At 60.2% G+C, this 17909-nt stretch carries 15 protein-coding genes; 8 read left to right on the top strand and 7 right to left on the bottom strand.

Features of this window, described 5'->3' with window-relative positions:
- The first annotated feature begins 13 nt into the window (after positions 1-13).
- The 4 genes from gsiA to gsiD all read left to right on the top strand — a co-directional run bounded on the left by gsiA (position 14) and on the right by gsiD (position 5353).
- A complete protein-coding gene (gene gsiA, locus QLG03_RS07050) occupies positions 14-1873 on the top strand; it encodes a glutathione ABC transporter ATP-binding protein GsiA (RefSeq protein ID WP_023288967.1) in 1860 nt (619 codons plus the stop codon).
- A gap of 32 nt (positions 1874-1905) precedes the next feature.
- Positions 1906-3447, top strand: a complete 1542-nt coding sequence (gene gsiB, locus QLG03_RS07045; protein WP_023288968.1) for a glutathione ABC transporter substrate-binding protein GsiB — start codon at positions 1906-1908, stop codon at positions 3445-3447.
- Positions 3448-3519: 72 nt separating this feature from the next.
- The gene (gsiC, locus tag QLG03_RS07040; RefSeq protein ID WP_132134493.1) at positions 3520-4440 is read left to right on the top strand and encodes a glutathione ABC transporter permease GsiC; all 921 of its coding nucleotides are present in this window, start codon (positions 3520-3522) and stop codon (positions 4438-4440) included.
- Position 4441: 1 nt separating this feature from the next.
- A complete protein-coding gene (gsiD, locus tag QLG03_RS07035; protein ID WP_023288969.1) occupies positions 4442-5353 on the top strand; it encodes a glutathione ABC transporter permease GsiD in 912 nt (303 codons plus the stop codon).
- A gap of 521 nt (positions 5354-5874) precedes the next feature.
- Here gsiD and rimO read toward each other — a convergent pair.
- Positions 5875-7200 (bottom strand): 30S ribosomal protein S12 methylthiotransferase RimO, encoded by a 1326-nt coding sequence (gene rimO, locus QLG03_RS07030; protein WP_023288970.1) that lies wholly within the window; start codon positions 7198-7200, stop codon positions 5875-5877.
- 235 nt (positions 7201-7435) lie between these two features.
- Entirely contained in the window at positions 7436-8677 is a 1242-nt protein-coding gene (locus tag QLG03_RS07025) for an oligosaccharide MFS transporter (RefSeq protein WP_110238042.1), read from the bottom strand.
- 371 nt (positions 8678-9048) lie between these two features.
- On the opposite strand from QLG03_RS07025, the gene bssR reads away from it, so the two are divergent.
- Both bssR and QLG03_RS07015 read left to right on the top strand, forming a co-directional pair.
- A complete protein-coding gene (gene bssR, locus QLG03_RS07020; protein WP_065881878.1) occupies positions 9049-9432 on the top strand; it encodes a biofilm formation regulator BssR in 384 nt (127 codons plus the stop codon).
- A 115-nt stretch (positions 9433-9547) separates the two neighbouring features.
- Entirely contained in the window at positions 9548-10657 is a 1110-nt protein-coding gene (locus tag QLG03_RS07015) for a PQQ-dependent sugar dehydrogenase (protein WP_255988150.1), read from the top strand.
- Between the two features lie 2 nt (positions 10658-10659).
- Here the strand turns inward: QLG03_RS07015 and QLG03_RS07010 are convergent, their stop codons facing one another.
- A complete protein-coding gene (locus QLG03_RS07010) occupies positions 10660-11286 on the bottom strand; it encodes a glutathione S-transferase family protein (RefSeq protein WP_032455238.1) in 627 nt (208 codons plus the stop codon).
- A 255-nt stretch (positions 11287-11541) separates the two neighbouring features.
- On the opposite strand from QLG03_RS07010, the gene dacC reads away from it, so the two are divergent.
- A complete protein-coding gene (gene dacC / locus QLG03_RS07005; RefSeq protein ID WP_004201290.1) occupies positions 11542-12744 on the top strand; it encodes a serine-type D-Ala-D-Ala carboxypeptidase in 1203 nt (400 codons plus the stop codon).
- Between the two features lie 53 nt (positions 12745-12797).
- Here the strand turns inward: dacC and deoR are convergent, their stop codons facing one another.
- The gene (deoR, locus tag QLG03_RS07000) at positions 12798-13556 is read right to left on the bottom strand and encodes a DNA-binding transcriptional repressor DeoR (protein ID WP_023288975.1); all 759 of its coding nucleotides are present in this window, start codon (positions 13554-13556) and stop codon (positions 12798-12800) included.
- 102 nt (positions 13557-13658) lie between these two features.
- The gene (ybjG, locus tag QLG03_RS06995; protein WP_023288976.1) at positions 13659-14252 is read right to left on the bottom strand and encodes an undecaprenyl-diphosphate phosphatase; all 594 of its coding nucleotides are present in this window, start codon (positions 14250-14252) and stop codon (positions 13659-13661) included.
- A 326-nt stretch (positions 14253-14578) separates the two neighbouring features.
- On the opposite strand from ybjG, the gene kdeA reads away from it, so the two are divergent.
- Positions 14579-15811 carry a multidrug efflux MFS transporter KdeA gene (gene kdeA / locus QLG03_RS06990; RefSeq protein ID WP_004201293.1) on the top strand — a complete coding sequence of 411 codons (1233 nt, stop codon included), beginning with the start codon at positions 14579-14581 and terminating at the stop codon, positions 15809-15811.
- Between the two features lie 38 nt (positions 15812-15849).
- Here the strand turns inward: kdeA and QLG03_RS06985 are convergent, their stop codons facing one another.
- A complete protein-coding gene (locus tag QLG03_RS06985) occupies positions 15850-16662 on the bottom strand; it encodes a Cof-type HAD-IIB family hydrolase (protein ID WP_023288977.1) in 813 nt (270 codons plus the stop codon).
- Positions 16662-17864 carry an MFS transporter gene (locus tag QLG03_RS06980; protein WP_044521889.1) on the bottom strand — a complete coding sequence of 401 codons (1203 nt, stop codon included), beginning with the start codon at positions 17862-17864 and terminating at the stop codon, positions 16662-16664. Before QLG03_RS06980 ends, QLG03_RS06985 begins: the two co-directional genes overlap by 1 nt.
- Positions 17865-17909: the final 45 nt, after the last annotated feature.

Genomic DNA, 17909 nt, shown 5'->3' with positions numbered 1-17909 from the left:
AAGGGAGAGGAGAGTGCCGCAAACTCACGAAACGGATACCTGCGAAGTACTGGTGGTGCGCAACCTGAACGTGGCGTTCCGCCAGCAGGATGCGCCAGAGGTGCAGGCCGTGCGTCAGCTTTCCTTCAGCCTGCGCCGCGGCGAGACGCTGGCGATTGTCGGGGAGTCCGGTTCGGGAAAATCGGTCACCGCGCTGGCGCTGATGCGTCTGCTTGACGCCGCCAGCAGCGAGGTGAGCAGCGAGGGGCTGTGGCTGCGACGGCGCAACCGGCAGGTGATCGCGCTCAATGAGCAATCGGAGGCCGAAATGCGCCGGGTACGCGGCGCGGATCTGGCGATGATTTTTCAGGAGCCGATGACCTCGCTGAACCCGGTATTCACCATCGGCGAGCAGATCGCCGAATCCCTGCGCCTGCACCAGGGGCTGGGGCGCGAAGAGGCGCTGCGCGCGGCGAAAAAGATGCTCGACCAGGTGCGTATTCCCCAGGCGGAAGAGATGCTCTCACGCTATCCGCACCAGCTCTCCGGCGGTATGCGCCAGCGGGTGATGATCGCCATGGCGCTCTCCTGTCGGCCGGCGGTGCTGATTGCCGACGAGCCGACCACGGCGCTGGATGTCACCATTCAGGCGCAAATTTTGCAACTTATCGCCGTCCTGCAAAAGGAGATGGCGATGGGGGTGATCTTTATCACCCACGACATGGGGGTGGTGGCCGATATCGCCGATCGGGTGCTGGTCATGTATCGCGGCGAGGCGGTGGAGACCGGCAGCGTCGAGGAGATTTTCCGTTCCCCGCAGCACCCTTATACGCAGTCGCTGTTGGCGGCGGTCCCCCGGCTGGGGGAGATGCGCGGTCAGGATCTGCCTCGCCGCTTTCCGCTACCGGGGCAGCCGCTGGCGGAGACAGACACGCCAGACACGGTGGTGGCGGGGGAGCCTATTCTGCAGGTGCGCGATCTGGTGGCCCGTTTCCCGGTGCGCGGCGGACTGCTCAATCGCGTGACGCGCGAAGTGCATGCGGTGGAGAAGGTGAGTTTTGATCTCTGGCCGGGAGAGACCCTGTCGCTGGTGGGCGAGTCCGGCTGCGGCAAGTCGACCACCGGCCGGGCGCTGCTGAGGCTGGTTGAGACCCAGGGGGGCACCATTACCTTCGATGGTCAGCGGATCGATACCCTCTCCGGCAGCAAGCTGCAGTCCCTGCGGCGCAATATTCAGTTTATTTTTCAGGACCCTTACGCCTCGCTCGATCCGCGCCAGACGGTCGGCGATTCGATTATGGAGCCGCTGCGGGTGCATGGCCTGCTGGACAGGGAGGCGGCGCGCGAGCGGGTCGCCTGGCTGCTTAAGCGCGTGGGGCTGCAGCCGGAGCATGCCTGGCGCTACCCCCACGCCTTTTCCGGCGGCCAGCGGCAGCGGATCTGCATTGCCCGCGCGCTGGCGCTTAATCCGAAGGTGGTGATTGCCGATGAGTCGGTGTCGGCCCTGGATGTCTCCATTCGGGCGCAGATTATCAATCTGATGCTCGACCTGCAGCGCGAAATGGGCATCGCGTTTCTGTTTATTTCCCATGATATGGCGGTGGTGGAGCGCATCAGCCACCGCGTGGCGGTGATGTATCGCGGCCGGATTGTCGAAATCGGCCCGCGCCGCGCGGTGTTTGAAAACCCGCAGCACCCCTATACCCGTAAGCTCATGGCCGCCGTACCGGTGGCCGACCCGGCCTACCGTCATCCGCAACGGGTCCTGCTGTCAGATGACGTTCCGGGCAATATTTATAAGCGGGGCGAAGAGATCGCCAGCCCGCCATTGCAGCAGGTTGGGCCGGGCCACTTCGTCGCCCGCGACGCCGCCGATGTGCTGGGCAGAGCATAACAACACATAACGCACCTTTTCAGGAGAACACGATGACACAACCTGTTTCACGCAAATGGTGGCTGGCGCTGAGTATCGCGGCGGCCCTGGCGAGCGCCCCCGCTTTTGCCGCCAAAGATGTGGTGGTGGCGGTCGGGTCTAACTTCACGACGCTCGACCCCTATGATGCCAACGATACCCTGTCGCAGGCGGTGGCGAAGTCCTTTTATCAAGGCCTGTTCGGCCTTGATAAAGAGATGAAGCTGCAAAATGTCCTTGCCGAGAGCTACACCGTATCGCCGGATGGCCTGGTGTACACCATCAAGCTGCACAGCGGGGTGAAATTCCAGGATGGCACCGACTTTAACGCCGAGGCGGTCAAGGCTAACCTCGACCGCGCCAGCAACCCGGAAAACCATCTTAAGCGCTATAACCTGTATAAAAATATCGCCAGCACCGAGGCGGTCGATCCGACCACGGTGAAAATTACCCTCAAGCAGCCGTTCTCGGCGTTTATTAATATTCTCGCCCATCCGGCGACGGCGATGATTTCGCCGGCGGCGCTGAAAAAATATGGCAAAGATATCGGCTTCCACCCGGTGGGCACCGGGCCGTATAAGCTCGATACCTGGAACCAGACCGACTTCGTGAAGGTCAGCAAGTTCGATGGCTACTGGCAGCCGGGGCTGCCGAAGCTGGATTCCATTACCTGGCGACCGGTGGTCGATAACAATACCCGGGCGGCGATGTTGCAGACCGGCGAGGCGCAGTTCGCCTTCCCGATCCCCTATGAGCAGGCGCCGCTGCTGGCGAAAAACAGCAAACTGGAGCTGGTGGCCAGTCCGTCGATCATGCAGCGTTACATCAGCATGAACGTGACGCAGAAGCCGTTCGATAATCCGAAGGTGCGCGAAGCGATCAACTACGCCATCAACCGCCAGGCGCTGGTCAAGGTGGCGTTTGCCGGCTATGCCACCCCGGCGACCGGCGTGGTGCCGCCGTCGATTGCCTACGCCCAGAGCTACCCCGCGTGGCCTTACGATCCGGCGAAAGCGCGCCAGCTGCTGAAAGAGGCCGGCTACCCCAACGGGTTTAGCACGACGCTGTGGTCGTCACATAACCACAGCACCGCGCAGAAAGTGCTGCAGTTTACCCAGCAGCAGCTGGCGCAGGTGGGCATTAAGGCGCAGGTGACGGCGATGGACGCCGGTCAGCGGGCGGCGGAAGTGGAAGGTAAAGGGCAGAAAGAGAGCGGGGTACGGATGTTCTATACCGGCTGGTCCGCCTCCACTGGCGAAGCCGACTGGGCGCTGTCGCCGCTGTTTGCTTCCCAAAACTGGCCGCCGACCCTGTTCAACACCGCCTTTTACAGCAACCCGCAGGTGGATAGCGCGCTGAGCGAGGCGCTGAAAACCACCGATCCGCAAGAGAAAACCAAACTCTATAAAGCGGCGCAGGATATTATCTGGAAAGAGTCGCCGTGGGTGCCGCTGGTGGTGGAGAAACTGGTCTCTGCCCACAGCAAGAATCTCACCGGCTTCTATATCCAGCCGGACACCGGCTTTAGCTTCGAACAGGCAGATTTAACACCGTGAAGGTCGAGATGATGCCCTCCGGCACGGGTGGGAGGAGGGCGGTTTTTCCGCGGGGAGGGTGGTGGAGGTACGATGCTCAACTATGTGATTAAGCGCCTGCTGGGGCTGATCCCCACCCTGCTAATCGTCGCGGTGCTGGTGTTTCTCTTCGTCCATATGCTGCCCGGCGATCCGGCGCGGCTGATTGCCGGACCGGAAGCCGACGCCCAGGTGGTGGCGATGGTGCGCCAGCAGCTGGGGCTTGACCAGCCGCTGCATGTCCAGTTTTGGCACTACATCACCAACGTACTGCGCGGCGATTTTGGCATGTCCATGGCCTCGCGGCGTCCCGTTGGCAGTGAGATAGCCAGCCGCTTTATGCCCACCCTGTGGCTGACGCTGGCCAGCATGAGCTGGGCGGTGCTGTTTGGCATGGCGGCGGGGATCGCGGCGGCGGTGTGGCGCAATCGCTGGCCTGACCGTCTGGGAATGGCGCTGGCGGTGAGCGGCATTTCGTTTCCGGCCTTTGCCCTCGGTATGCTGCTGATGCAGGTGTTTTCGGTTGAGCTGGGCTGGCTGCCGACGGTGGGGGCCGACAGCTGGCGGCACTATATTTTGCCTTCGCTGACCCTCGGCGCGGCGGTGGCGGCTGTGATGGCGCGCTTTACCCGCGCGTCGTTCGTCGATGTGCTGCATGAAGACTATATGCGTACCGCCCGGGCGAAAGGGGTGAGCGAAACGCGGGTGGTGCTCAAGCATGGTCTGCGCAATGCGATGATCCCGGTCGTCACCATGATGGGGCTGCAGTTCGGCTTTCTGCTCGGCGGCTCGATCGTCGTGGAGAAGGTCTTCAACTGGCCGGGGCTGGGGCGACTGCTGGTCGATTCGGTAGAAATGCGCGATTACCCGGTGATTCAGGCGGAAGTGCTGCTCTTTTCGCTGGAGTTTATTCTTATCAATTTAGTGGTGGATGTGCTGTACGCGGCCATAAACCCGGCTATCAGGTATAAGTAAGGTGCGATTGCTTAACTGGAGAAGGCAGGCGGCGCTGAACGCCATGCCGGGCATCAGGCCCGGCGAGATCCATACCCCCTGGCATGAGTTCTGGCGGCGCTTTCGGCGTCAGCCGGTGGCCATGGGCGCCGGTATTTTTGTGCTGTTGCTGATTGCGGTGGCCATCGTCGCCCCATGGATAGCGCCGTACGATGCGGAAAATTATTTTGACTATGACCGGCTTAACGAGGGGCCTTCGCTGGTGCACTGGTTCGGCGTCGACTCGCTGGGGCGCGATATTTTCAGCCGGGTGCTGGTGGGCGCGCAGATCTCGCTGGCCGCCGGGGTGCTGGCGGTGCTGATTGGCGCAGCCATCGGCACGGTGCTTGGGCTGCTGGCCGGCTACTATGAGGGCTGGTGGGACCGGCTGATTATGCGTCTGTGCGACGTGCTGTTCGCCTTTCCGGGGATCCTGCTGGCGATCGCGGTGGTCGCCGTCATGGGCAGCGGGATGGCCAACGTGATTATCGCCGTGGCGATCTTCTCGATCCCGGCGTTCGCCCGGCTGGTGCGCGGCAACACCCTGGTATTAAAGCAGCAGACCTTTATTGAATCGGCGCGCAGCATTGGCGCCAGCGATGCCACCATCCTCTTCCACCACATCCTGCCGGGGACGGTGTCGTCAATCGTGGTTTATTTCACCATGCGCATTGGGGTATCGATTATTTCGGCGGCCAGTCTGTCGTTTCTCGGCCTCGGCGCGCAGCCGCCCACGCCGGAGTGGGGTGCCATGCTCAACGAGGCGCGGGCGGATATGGTGATGTCTCCGCACGTGGCGCTGTTTCCGGCGGTGGCGATTTTCTTGACCGTGCTGGCGTTTAATCTGCTGGGAGATGGCCTGCGCGATGCGCTGGATCCGAAGTTAAAGGGGTAGGGTGAGGGAAAGCACCGCCGTGCGGTGCTTTATATTATTTGTGGCGTCAGCGCATATTGCGCTCCCGGTTAATTTTCTGCGTTATGTCTCTTACGGTGCAGGGAGCGCACAGGGGGCGGCCAGTCGCCGCCGCCCCCTGTACCCCCGGGCTCCGGCCAGCAAAATCGCCACTGCGTGGTCCCTTCGACTTATCCCTGCAGGCTTCGGGTCGGGCCGAGGCAGCGTCCGTGCAAAACACGGCCCTCAGCCCGCATCCATGCGGGCTGCCCCGGCCTTCCGGGAACGTCTCAGCGATTTTGAGGCCGCCAGCACCGGCAGTTTCAGCAAGGCTGGTGAATAAATTAACGACAGGTCGTAAGAACGTAGGCCGGGTCAGGCGTAGCCGCCACCCGGCACAAAAGCGGCTCCGTGCCCGCTGTCATCGCCCGGTGGCGCTGCGCTTACCGGGCCTACGAGGTATGAGCCTGTGAGAGGGCCCCCCAGGCTGGGGAATGCGATAAGCCGCTATCCGGGAAGCTGGACTAGATCCGGGTTCCCCACAGATCGTATTCGTCGGCGTGCTCGACTTTCACCCGCACCACGTCGCCCGGCTTAACGCGGGTTTCGCCGTTCAGGTAGACCGCGCCGTCGATTTCCGGGGCGTCGGCCATGCTGCGGCCAATGGCGCCTTCTTCATCCACTTCATCCACCAGCACCAGGATTTCGCGGCCCACTTTTTCCTGCAGACGCTCGGCAGAGATCTGCTGCTGCAGCTGCATAAAGCGGTTCCAGCGCTCCTCTTTCACCTCTTCCGGCACCTGGTCCGCCAGCTCATTGGCGGTGGCGCCTTCAACTGGGCTGTACTTGAAGCAGCCGACGCGGTCGAGACGCGCCTCTTTCAGGAAGTCGAGCAGCATCTGGAAATCTTCTTCCGTTTCGCCCGGGAAGCCCACAATAAAGGTGGAGCGCAGGGTCAGATCCGGGCAGATTTCACGCCACTGCTTGATGCGCGCCAGCTGACGGTCCGCGGATCCTGGACGCTTCATCAGCTTCAGGATACGCGGGCTGGCGTGCTGCAGCGGAATATCGAGGTACGGCAGAATTTTGCCTTCCGCCATCAGCGGGATCACATCGTCGACGTGCGGGTACGGGTAGACATAGTGCAGGCGCACCCAGATGCCGAGCTTCGCCAGCTCTTCGCACAGGCTGACCATGCTGGTCTTCACCGGCATACCGTTGTGGAAACCGGTGCGGTGCTTGACGTCGACGCCGTAGGCGGAGGTGTCCTGCGAAATCACCAGCAGCTCTTTCACGCCAGCGTCAGCGAGGCGTTTGGCTTCCGCCAGCACTTCGCCAATCGGACGGCTCACCAGATCGCCGCGCATGGACGGAATAATGCAGAAGGTGCAGCGATGGTTGCAGCCTTCGGAAATTTTTAAGTAGGCGTAGTGGCGCGGCGTCAGCTTCACGCCCTGTTCCGGCACCAGGCTCAGGAACGGGTTGTGCTTCGGCTTTGGCGTATAGTGGTGGACGTGCTCCAGCACCTGCTCATAGCTGTGCGGACCGGTGATCTCCAGCACCTTCGGGTGCACTTCGCGGATCTGATCCTCTTTTGCGCCGAGACAGCCGGTGACGATCACCTTACCGTTCTCTTTCAACGCTTCGCCGATCGCTTCCAGCGATTCCTGCACAGCGCTGTCGATAAAGCCGCAGGTGTTAACGATCACCATATCGGCGTTGTCGTAGGTAGGTACGACGTCATAACCTTCGGTGCGCAGTTCGGTCAGGATACGCTCTGAGTCCACGAGGTTTTTCGGGCAGCCCAGGGAGACGAAGCCGATTTTCGGCTGGTGCGTGACATTGCTCATAGCTTAAAAAGTGTTCAATTATTGGAATGGTCAGGGCAGGAATTCTACAGATCTTTGCGAAAAAGAGTATAGCTCCGTCACGGTTAATGGTGAAAAAGCGCACCCAACCCTGCCTTTCACGACCCTGCCGCTACAGCGGATCCCGCACGCCCCGGGGCAGAGGGGCGGGAAACGCTTCCGGCACGCCGTGCGCGCGGGCGGCGATTCATGCCCGGCGTTGCTGCCGGGCAGAGACTTATTGCGCCGGGGTGACGGCTCCGGAGGGGGCGACGCCGGGATTTTTCGGCTCGCGCTTATCCTGCAGCGTGAAGACAGAGATCAGAGTAAAGAGCCCGGCGATGCCGCCGAGGATCAGATAGGTGTCGGCGAAGCCAATGGTATCGTACAGATAGCCTGCCAGCGGCGAGTAGATGGCGGTGGCGATCGAGGCGACAAACAGCACCAGTAAATAGACTGTTGAAGAGAGCTTGTGGTCGAAGTTGGCGGCGATGAATTTAAAGACCGACACCAGAATTAACGGTTTCTCCAGGGCATGCATCATTTTTACTGCGCCAATCCACACCGGGCCGAGAGGCACCGCCGAGCCAGCAATACGTACCGACATGATCAGCCCGGCAATGATCAGCGCCCATTTGGCGCCGGTCCGGTTAACAAACCACGGCATCAGGCATAAGAACAGCGTTTCGCCGCACACCTGAATGGAGGCGAGGATCCCATACCAGCGGTTGCCTTCCTCCGGCGTCGGGAACTGCAGCGAGAAGTACTGGGCAAATTGCTGATCGTAGGTGTCATAAATCTGCGTGACGAACAGGGTAAAGATCAGCAGCATCCAGAACTGGCTGTTCTTCGCCAGCTCAAGGGCATGGGAGACCTTCAGCGATTCGCTTCGCGCCACATCGGCGTCAGTTAATTCGATTTTGGTCAGCATAAAGCAGACGGCGGCGATGACGATGGCGAGGCTGGCGAGCCAGAAGGCCAGATTGGGATTGCTGTCGATATATTTACCGACGATCCAGGCCGCGGCCGCCCAGCCTAACGAGCCCCACATCCGCACCCGACCGTATTCGAACTGGTAGCGGCGGGAAATCTTATCGATATAAGAGTCGATCACCCCGCAGCCGGAGTTAAAGATGATCCCCAGATAGATGCCCCCCAGCAGCGCGCCAATCCAGAAGCTGTGCATCAGCAGCGGCGCGTAAACGTAGATAAAGAAGGGGCCTACCGGCAGGAGCAGCGCCACCAGCAGCCAGATAAGGCGTTTTTTCAGGCCGAACTTGTCGGAGATAAAGCCGAAGAAAGGCTGCATCAGCAGGGCGATAAAGGCGTTGACCGAATAGAGCAGGCCGGTTTTCGTGGCGCTGATGCCAAGATGCTGGGTGGTCCAGATGACAAAGAAAGCCATGGTCGACGACCAGGCGAACAGGTAGAGGAAATCGAAAAGACTCAACAGAAGGTAGTTTCTTTTACCGGGCGTCATGGTTCAGTTCCTTGCAAATGGGCAGAGAGATTATCAGCGAACCGCGGTCGCTGTTTTTATTAAATGTTATACGTATTACATTAATGATTTGTTATGGCATCCTGACTGGCGATCGCGCAATAGCGCCAGCAATATAATGTGATCATTGCAGCACTATTTTGGCCTTTTTATAGCGGCGAATGCGAATTGATTTCTTTATGAAATCAAATGTGATCGTATAACATTATCTTTGTTATATACCTGACAAAGCGGCAAGGTTGTTACATTGTAAAGGGTGTTAAAGGCTTGGGAATAATTGACCTGGCGCATCATTTTGTACAAAAAATAACCGTATTATGGATGAGGTAAAGGACGACAGAGGAGGAACCGTGATGAGCGTTGACAGACTATACCGCCACCTTTTGCAGAAGCTCATTAACGCCAATATCGATATTGACGCCTATCTGCAGCTGCGAAAGGCCAAAGGCTACATGTCAGTCAGCGAAAATGACCATCTGCGTGAAAACTTGTTTGAGCTTTGCCGTGAAATGCGTGCCCAGGCGCCGCGCCTGCAGAATGTCATTTCACCGGAGGAGAGGGATGCCCTTCGTTTGGCCGGCGAGTCCGTCGCCGCCGCTGCAGTATGCCTGATGAGCGGACATCATGATTGTCCGCTGTACATCGCTGTTAACGTAGAGAAGCTAGAACGCTGTCTGACAGGATTGACTTCAAATATTCATAAATTGAATAAATTGTCGCCAATCCCTCATGCCTGATCGGCTGAAATCCAGGGGAAGTGGACGCTTCCCCTGTTAAAGGTTATGTAAAAATCCCCGCGCAAATTTCCCCGCTGGCTACCCTTTAGCGCAGAGCTGACGAAAGGAGAATGCCATGCGTCCGATCCCGCTGCTGTTGCTATTGAGCGCCCTGTCGCTGCCGGCCCTGAGCCAGGCCGCGGTGCGGGTGGAAGTATTGCAGAACCGGCTGGCCCATCCGTGGAGCCTGGCGTTTCTCCCCGGCGACCAGGGCATGTTGATTACTCTGCGCGGCGGCGAGCTCAAGCGCTGGCAGCCGGGTAAAGGCTTGTCGGCGCCGATAGCCGGCGTGCCGCAGGTGTGGGCCAACGGCCAGGGAGGCTTACTGGACGTGGCGCTGGCCCCGGATTTCGCGCAGTCGCGGCGGGTGTGGCTAAGCTATGCGGAGAGCGACGCCAGCGGCAAAGCGGGCACCGCGGTGGGCTACGGGCAGTTGAGCCAGGATGCCACGCAGCTGACGAACTTCACCGTGGTGTTTCGCCAGCAGCCGAAACTCTCCGTCGGCAATCATTTTGGCGGCCGGCTGGTGTTCGACGGCAAAGGGCATCTGTTTATTGGCCTCGGGGAGAACAATCAGCGTCCCACCGCTCAGGATCTCGGCAAGCTACAGGGAAAAGTGGTCCGTTTGACGGAGACCGGGGGCGTTCCGCCGGATAACCCCTTTGTTGGCCGGGCCGACGTGAGGCCGGAGATCTGGGCCTACGGCATCCGCAATCCGCAGGGTATGGCGATGAATCCGTGGAGCGGGGCGCTGTGGCTGAACGAGCATGGCCCGCGCGGCGGGGATGAAATTAATATCCCGCAGGCGGGAAAAAACTACGGCTGGCCGCTGGCGACGCACGGCATTAACTACAGCGGCCTGCCCATTCCGGAGGCCAGGGGCAAGACGGTGCCGGGGACCGAGCCTCCCCTGTATGTCTGGCCGGTCTCACCGGGAGTGAGCGGGATGGCCTTTTACGCGGCGCAGACCTTTCCCCAGTGGCAACATAAGCTGTTTATCGGCGCGCTGAAGGAGACATCGCTGATTGTTCTGGCGGTGGACGGCAATCAGGTCCGCGAGGCGGGGCGCCTGCTGGAGGCGCGCGGTAAACGGATCCGCGACGTCCGCGTGGGACCCGACGGCTATCTGTATGTGTTAACCGACGAGTCTAACGGCGAGCTATTGCGGCTGAGTCCGGAGAGTTAATTTCAGGTGACCGGGATCTGCACCACTTCGCGCCAGGCCGGACGCTGGCTAATCTGCTGATACCAGCGCTGCAGATGGGGACGCGGTTGCCAGCTGTCGAGGATCGACAGCAGGTTGTAGACGAAGGGGGCGACGGCAATATCGCCAAGGCCGAACTGCTCGCCGGAGAGCCACGGCGTTTTCGCCAGCTCGTCATCCAGCATGGCGAACAGCGCTTCGCAGGCGCTGATCCCCGCGGCGATGGCCGCCGGGTCGCGTTGCTCCGGCGGCGTCCTCACCAGACCCATTAATACCGGGCGATGGGCGGGAGAGAGCGTGCCGTTGGACCAGTCCATCCACTTATCGCCTTGCGCGCGCTGCGCCGGCGCGGCCAGCCACAGACGGTCAGCGCCATACTGGGCGGCAAGGTAGCGAATAATCGTATTTGATTCCCACAACACCACCCCGGTGGCATCGTCCTTTAACAGCGGCACCAGCCCGTTGGGGTTCATCGCCAGATATTCCGGGTCATGATTGAGACCAAACTCCAGCCCGGCGAGGATCTGCTCATACGGCAGATCCAGCTCCTCCAGCACCCAGCGCACTTTCTTCACGTTGGTCGAGTTATTACGTCCCCACAGTGTAATCATTTTCGCTCCTGAGTTTGTTTCACTGCCGTTGCAGCGCGATCGGCGATCATGTTGGGATAAAGTTAATATTTAGGCAATCACGATCAAAAAAATTGTTCTGATTAAAGCACAGCGGCATGTTATTGCGTAAACTTTAAAAACTTTACCAACTCGCTGTTTCTTTAAGGTCATTTGTACGCTTTACTCACCGGTTGCTGCGGCGCGGTCAGAGTGGCGCGGCATATTTTGTTTGGAAAGGATACTTGGGTGGCTCTTATGATGCATGACGCTTTTTCCCTTCGCGGCCTCGCGGCAGGTTGCGCGCTGTTATTTCTTGTCGCACCTGCGGTGCAGGCTGCAGAACAACTCCCCGACGCCCCTTCGATTGACGCTCGCGCCTGGATCCTGATGGACTACGCCAGCGGGAAGGTGCTGAGCGAAGGCAATGCCGATGAAAAACTCGACCCGGCCAGTCTGACGAAGATCATGACCAGCTACGTGGTGGGGCAGGCGATAAAAGCGGGAAAAATTAAACTGACCGATATGGTGACCGTCGGGCGCGATGCCTGGGCGACCGGCAACCCGGCGCTGCGCGGCTCATCGGTGATGTTCCTCAAGCCCGGCATGCAGGTTTCAGTAGAAGATCTGAACAAAGGGGTCATCATTCAGTCCGGTAACGACGCCAGCATTGCCATTGCGGACTACGTGGCGGGCAGCCAGGACGCTTTCGTCAGCCTGATGAACGGCTACGCCAAAAAAATGGGGCTGACCAACACCACCTTTATGACCGTCCACGGCCTCGATGCGCCGGGGCAGTTCAGTACCGCCCGCGATATGGCGTTACTGACCAAAGCGATGATCCACGACGTACCGGAAGAGTACGCGGTACATAAAGAGAAAGAGTTTACCTTTAATAAAATTCGCCAGCCAAACCGTAACCGCCTGCTGTGGAGCACCAACCTCAACGCCGATGGCGTGAAAACCGGGACCACCGCCGGGGCCGGCTATAACCTGGTTTCTTCGGCCACTCAGGGCGATATGCGTCTGATTGCCGTGGTGCTGGGGACCAAAACCGACCGCATTCGCTTTAACGAGTCGGAAAAACTGCTGACCTGGGGCTTCCGCTTCTATGAAACCGTGACGCCGATTAAACCGGATGCCACCTTCGTCACCCAGCGCGTGTGGTTTGGCGACAGCAGCGAAGCGAAACTGGGGGCCGGCGAAGCGGGCTCTATCACCCTGCCGAAGGGCCAGCTGAAAAACCTGAAAGCCAGCTACACCTTAAACCAGCCGCAGCTTACCGCGCCGCTGGAGAAGGGGCAGGTGGTCGGGACTATCGACTTTAAGCTGAATGATAAAACCATCGAGCAGCGCCCGCTGATCGTCATGGAGCCGGTGAAAGAGGGCGGCTTCTTCAGCCGGATGATCGACTTCGTACTGATGAAACTGCACGGCTGGTTCGGCAGCTGGTTCTCCTGATGCCATGACCGCGTCCGGCGGGGCGCGGTCAGTTACGCTTCAATAGTGACGCTTCAATACAGCAGGGAGATCTGCTGTGCCTTCGCCAGCGCCACCAGCTCATCATCCGGGCAGATATCGCTGGCGATCACGTCAAACTTCGCTAACGCCCCCATGCGCGCCGGACGCACTTTGCCAAACTTGCTGTGGTCGACCACCAGCACGTGGTAGCGCGCGTGTCGCATCGCCCAGTGTTTGACCGGCAGCTCCTCCAGGTTATAGCAGGTCGCCCCCTGTTCGCAGTCAATGCCCGCCGCCGAGTAAAAGGCGATGTCAGGGCTCAGATGGCTGAGGGTATCCTCAAGGCTCAGCGGCATAAAAATCGCGTTGCTGGCATGAAATTCTCCACCACACAGGACCGCGCGGCACTGGGGCTTTTCCTGCAGGGCCAGAAAGGTGTTCAGGGAGTAGCAGACGCCGGTGAAGGGCAGGGCATCGTCAATGGCGTCGATGATCCACGGGGTGGTGGTCCCGCAGTCGAAGAAGGCCATCTGATGGGGCTCCAGCAGCGCAGCCGCATGGCGGGCGGCGCGGCGTTTCTCCTCGACCAGCCGGGTCTTTTGGTCGCTGAGCAGGTAATGGGTGGCGCTGCGCGGCTCCAGCACAATGTATCCGCCGAGCAGCACGACCGGACCGCTGTGGCCGTTGAGGTCGCGACGAATGGTCATTTCCGACACCCCAAGCAGGGAGGCCGCTTCTTTCAGATGCAGCTTATCGCTGCGCTTGAGTGCCTGAATGAGCTGACTGATGCGTTCGTCACGGCGAGTTTCCATATTCCCTCTGCGCTAAAATCGCCCTGCGGAGGCAGGGCGTTAGCGGGATTTTACCTGTCGCTTGCGGGTTAGTCACGCGGTGGCCGCCGCGACGGTCGGCGTTTAGCCGCGCACCCAGCCTTTGCGGATCGGCAGGGAGAAGCAGAGGCGATAGAGGCGCTGCAGCTGACGGTACAGCGCCGGGCCGACAGTATGCCAGATTAGCGCCGCGCCAAGGCAGCCGCACATCCCGGCCAGCAGGCCGCCAACCATGTCCAGCGGCCAGTGGACGCCGAGATAGACGCGGGACCAGGCGATGGCGGCGGCAAGGGCCATCAGCAGGGCGCCGGACCACAGGCGATGCCAGAACAGGAAGGCCAGGGCAAAGGTAAAGCTGACGGTGCCATGGTCGCTGGGGAAGGAGTCGTCCGCCGCATGGTGCAGGAAGTTATAGCCCACGCCGGCGACAAATGGCCGATCGTGCGGATAGAGGTGGCCGATCGCCCATGAGACGGTCAGGCTGATCGTCAGCGCCAGCATCAGCTTAAAAACCATCTGCCGCTGGGCAGGCCCCCACAGCCACAAGGTCACCACCAGCAGGGGCACGATCAGAATCAAATCTTTAGCGATGAAAATCGCCACCTCAATGGCCCACTGCGGCGAGGCCGGGGTCGCGTTGAGCAGGGCGAACAGCGCGTAGTTAATATTTTCCAGCATAGACTTCCAGGCTCGTTGGTCCGATAGCAAATAAGCCGCCTACCCTAAATAAAAGCGGTGCGGAGATAAAGCAGCATTGTCTTAAAGATCAGGTTGTTATGAAATGTCGCCTCCTGAGGCGCGACGCTAACCCCCTGAAAAGCGTCAGTATATCCTTTGTCACATTGCTGAAACATAAACGGAATATATACGCAGAGTGAATTGCAAAGAAGAAGCCTGACGGTGGCGCGCAACTCGCAATATTGTGCGGTGTCACCCACAATTCACTATCTCCGCGCCGGGAGTTTCATTACACTTTGCGCGATTTTTGATAGATAAGAGATTTCATGCAAAATTATTCGCTTTCAGGCCGCCGCCTCGGAAGGCAGGCGCTGCTGTTCCCGCTATGTCTGGTGCTGTACGAGTTTTCCACCTATATCGGCAACGATATGATCCAGCCGGGTATGCTGGCCGTGGTTCAGGAATTCCAGGTGGGCAACGAGTGGGTTCCCACCTCGATGACCGCCTATCTGGCCGGCGGCATGTTTTTACAGTGGCTGCTGGGGCCGCTGTCGGACCGTATTGGCCGCCGTCCGGTGATGTTGACCGGGGTGGTGTGGTTTATCGTCACCTGCCTGGCGACGCTGCTGGCGCAGACCATTGAGCAGTTCACCCTGCTGCGCTTCCTGCAGGGGATCAGCCTCTGCTTTATCGGCGCGGTCGGCTACGCGGCGATCCAGGAGTCCTTTGAGGAGGCGGTGTGTATTAAAATCACTGCCCTGATGGCCAACGTGGCGCTGATTGCTCCGCTGCTGGGGCCGCTGGTGGGCGCCGCCTGGGTGCATATCCTGCCGTGGGAGATGATGTTCGTGCTGTTCGCCGTGCTTGCTGCCATCTCGTTTGTCGGCCTGCAGCGAGCGATGCCGGAGACCGCGACGCGGCTGGGTGAAAAGCTGTCGGTCAAAGAGCTGGGCCGCGACTATCGGCTGGTGCTGAAGAACCTGCGCTTCGTCGCCGGCGCGCTGGCCACCGGCTTTGTCAGCCTACCGCTGCTGGCGTGGATTGCCCAGTCGCCGGTCATTATTATCAGCGGCGAACAAGCCACCAGCTATGAGTATGGCATGCTGCAGGTGCCGATTTTCGGCGCGCTGATTGCCGGCAACCTGGTGCTGGCGCGCCTGACTTCGCGCCGTACCGTGCGCTCGCTGATTATCATGGGCGGCTGGCCGATCGTGTTTGGCCTGCTCCTCTCCGCGGCGGCGACGGTGGTCTCTTCCCACGCCTATCTGTGGATGACCGCCGGCCTGAGCTTCTACGCCTTCGGGATTGGCCTGGCGAACGCCGGCCTGGTGCGCTTAACCCTGTTCGCCAGCGAGATGAGCAAAGGCACGGTTTCGGCGGCGATGGGAATGCTGCAGATGCTGATCTTCACCGTCGGCATCGAGCTCAGCAAACATGCTTACGAGCTGGGCGGCAATGGGCTGTTCAGCCTGTTTAACCTGCTGGGCGGGGTGCTGTGGCTGGGGCTGATGATCTACTTCCTGAAAGATAAAAGCGTCGGCAATTCGCAGCAGGGGTAACCGGTTTTCAACCCGGATGCGCTTGCATCCGGGTCTTATCAGGCGAACGGCGCTTCGCGATCCAACACCTTATCGATAATCTGCAGAACCCCCTCTTCGTTGTTGTGCGGCGCATGATAGCGGGCGACGGCTTTGACGTCTTCCCGGGCGTTGGCCATGGCGAAGCCAAACCCGGCGTGCTGCAGCATTTCGATATCGTTGCCGCTGTCGCCGAACGCCACCACCTCATGATCCTCGATGCCCCAGCGCTGCTGCAAAATACGCAGGCCGTTGGCTTTGTGCACCCCCGGGATAATTAAGTCGATGCTGCCGTAGCCGGTGGCCACTGCGGTCACCATGTCCCCCAGCGCCGCGTGCAGCCTCGGCTGAATTTCCGGGATCAGGCGGTCCGGCACGTTGAGACCAAATTTGAGGATGGTGTCATCGAGATGGTTAAAATCATCCACCAGTTCAAGGCGGTGATAATACTTCGCCGCCACCGTCTTCAGCGCGTCGTTGTAGCGGTTGAGGGTGTAGGCGCTGCGCTTCCCGCAGGCGATGATTTCGATATTCGGCAGCGTCTGCAGATGATCGACCACGGCGTTGAAATGGTGAACCGGCAGCTGGCAGTTGAAGACATCTTCATTGCCGCTCACTACCCAGCCGCCGTTTTCCGCCACGAAGGCGATCTGGTGGGCGATCTCCGGAAAGAAGGAGATCAGCTGGTAGTACTGGTTGCCGCTGGCGACCACGAAGCGAATGTTCTGCTCGCGCATTCGTTGATACTGGGCGAGGAAGCGCGGCCGGTTGTAGGTTTTGGCATCGCTTAAAAAGGTGCCGTCCATATCCACCGCAATCAGTTTGATGCTCATTAGCTGTTCTCCATAACGGGTTCAGACTGTGGCTTAGCCACCGCGCGGGCGACCAGCGCCGCCACCATCACCAGGCCCAGCACCACCAGCATCGCGCTGCGCAGGCCGAAGTGCTCGCCGAGGAAGCCCAACAGCGGCGGCCCGACGAGGAAAGCAAGATACCCGGTAATCGCCACCACGCTGACGCGCTTAGGGGCATCCGGACCGGTATCGCTGGCGGCGGAAATAGTCAGCGGGAAGCCGAGCGAGGCGCCGATGCCCCACAGCAGCACCGAGATGCCCGCCACCCAGGGGTTATCGACGAAGATAATCAGGCCGATACCCAGAGCGCCCATCACCGCGCTGCCGCGAACCACCGTCACCCGGCTGTAGCGATCGATAAACCAGCCGCCGGTAAAGCGGCCCAGCGTCATGCCGAGGGTGAAGCCGGCATAGATCAGCGAGCCGGAGGTGGGGCTAAAGCCGTGGCCGTCCACCATCAGCAGCGGCAGCCAGTCATTGGCCGAGCCTTCGGCAAAGGCCATCGCCAGGACGATGACCCCGATAAGCAGCAACTGCGCGTCGCGCCATACCGGCAGACCTTTCGCCTCGCCGTGGGCGGCTTCGGCGGCATTTTTACCGGTACCCTCCGGAATGGCGCGGATGGCAATGGCGATGGGCAGAATGGCCACCAGCGCGGCCGCCAGAATATGCGGAGCGGCGGGCAGGCCGAACCCGGTCACCGCCATGCCCACCCCGGCGCCGAACAGGGTGCCAAAGCTGTAGAAGCCGTGCATCATCGGCAGCACCGTTTTATTCATCTCCCGCTCAACCGCCGCCCCCTCGACGTTAATGGCGACCTCTGCCGAGCCAAAGCTGGCGCCAAAGATGGCCAGACCGAAGGCGAACAGCGGGGCGGAGGTGACCCACAGCGCCAGGCTGAGCACCAGCATGCCGAGTACGGCGAAGGACATGGTGGTGCGGATGACCTTGCGGGTGCCAAAGCGCTTCACCAGCCACGCCGAGCAGAGAATACCGCTCATCGATCCCACCGACAGGCCAAACAGCACGACGCCCATCTCTGCGGTAGAAAGCGCCAGCAGATCGCGGATCGCCGGCGTGCGGGTGGCCCAGGAAGCCATTAATAAGCCGGGGATGAAAAAGAACATAAACAGCGCCCACAGTCGAAGCTGGAGCGCTCTGCGCGAAGATTGCGTCGTCATCCGTAAACGCCTTAAAGGAGAAGAGTGAAGACAACAGTAGCAAGC

It is taken from the genome of Klebsiella sp. V115_8 (assembly GCF_029967715.1).
GTDB classification, from domain to species: Bacteria; Pseudomonadota; Gammaproteobacteria; order Enterobacterales; family Enterobacteriaceae; genus Klebsiella; species Klebsiella quasipneumoniae.
Note: the sequence above shows the minus strand (reverse complement) of the source record. Positions and strands in the feature narration are given on the sequence as shown.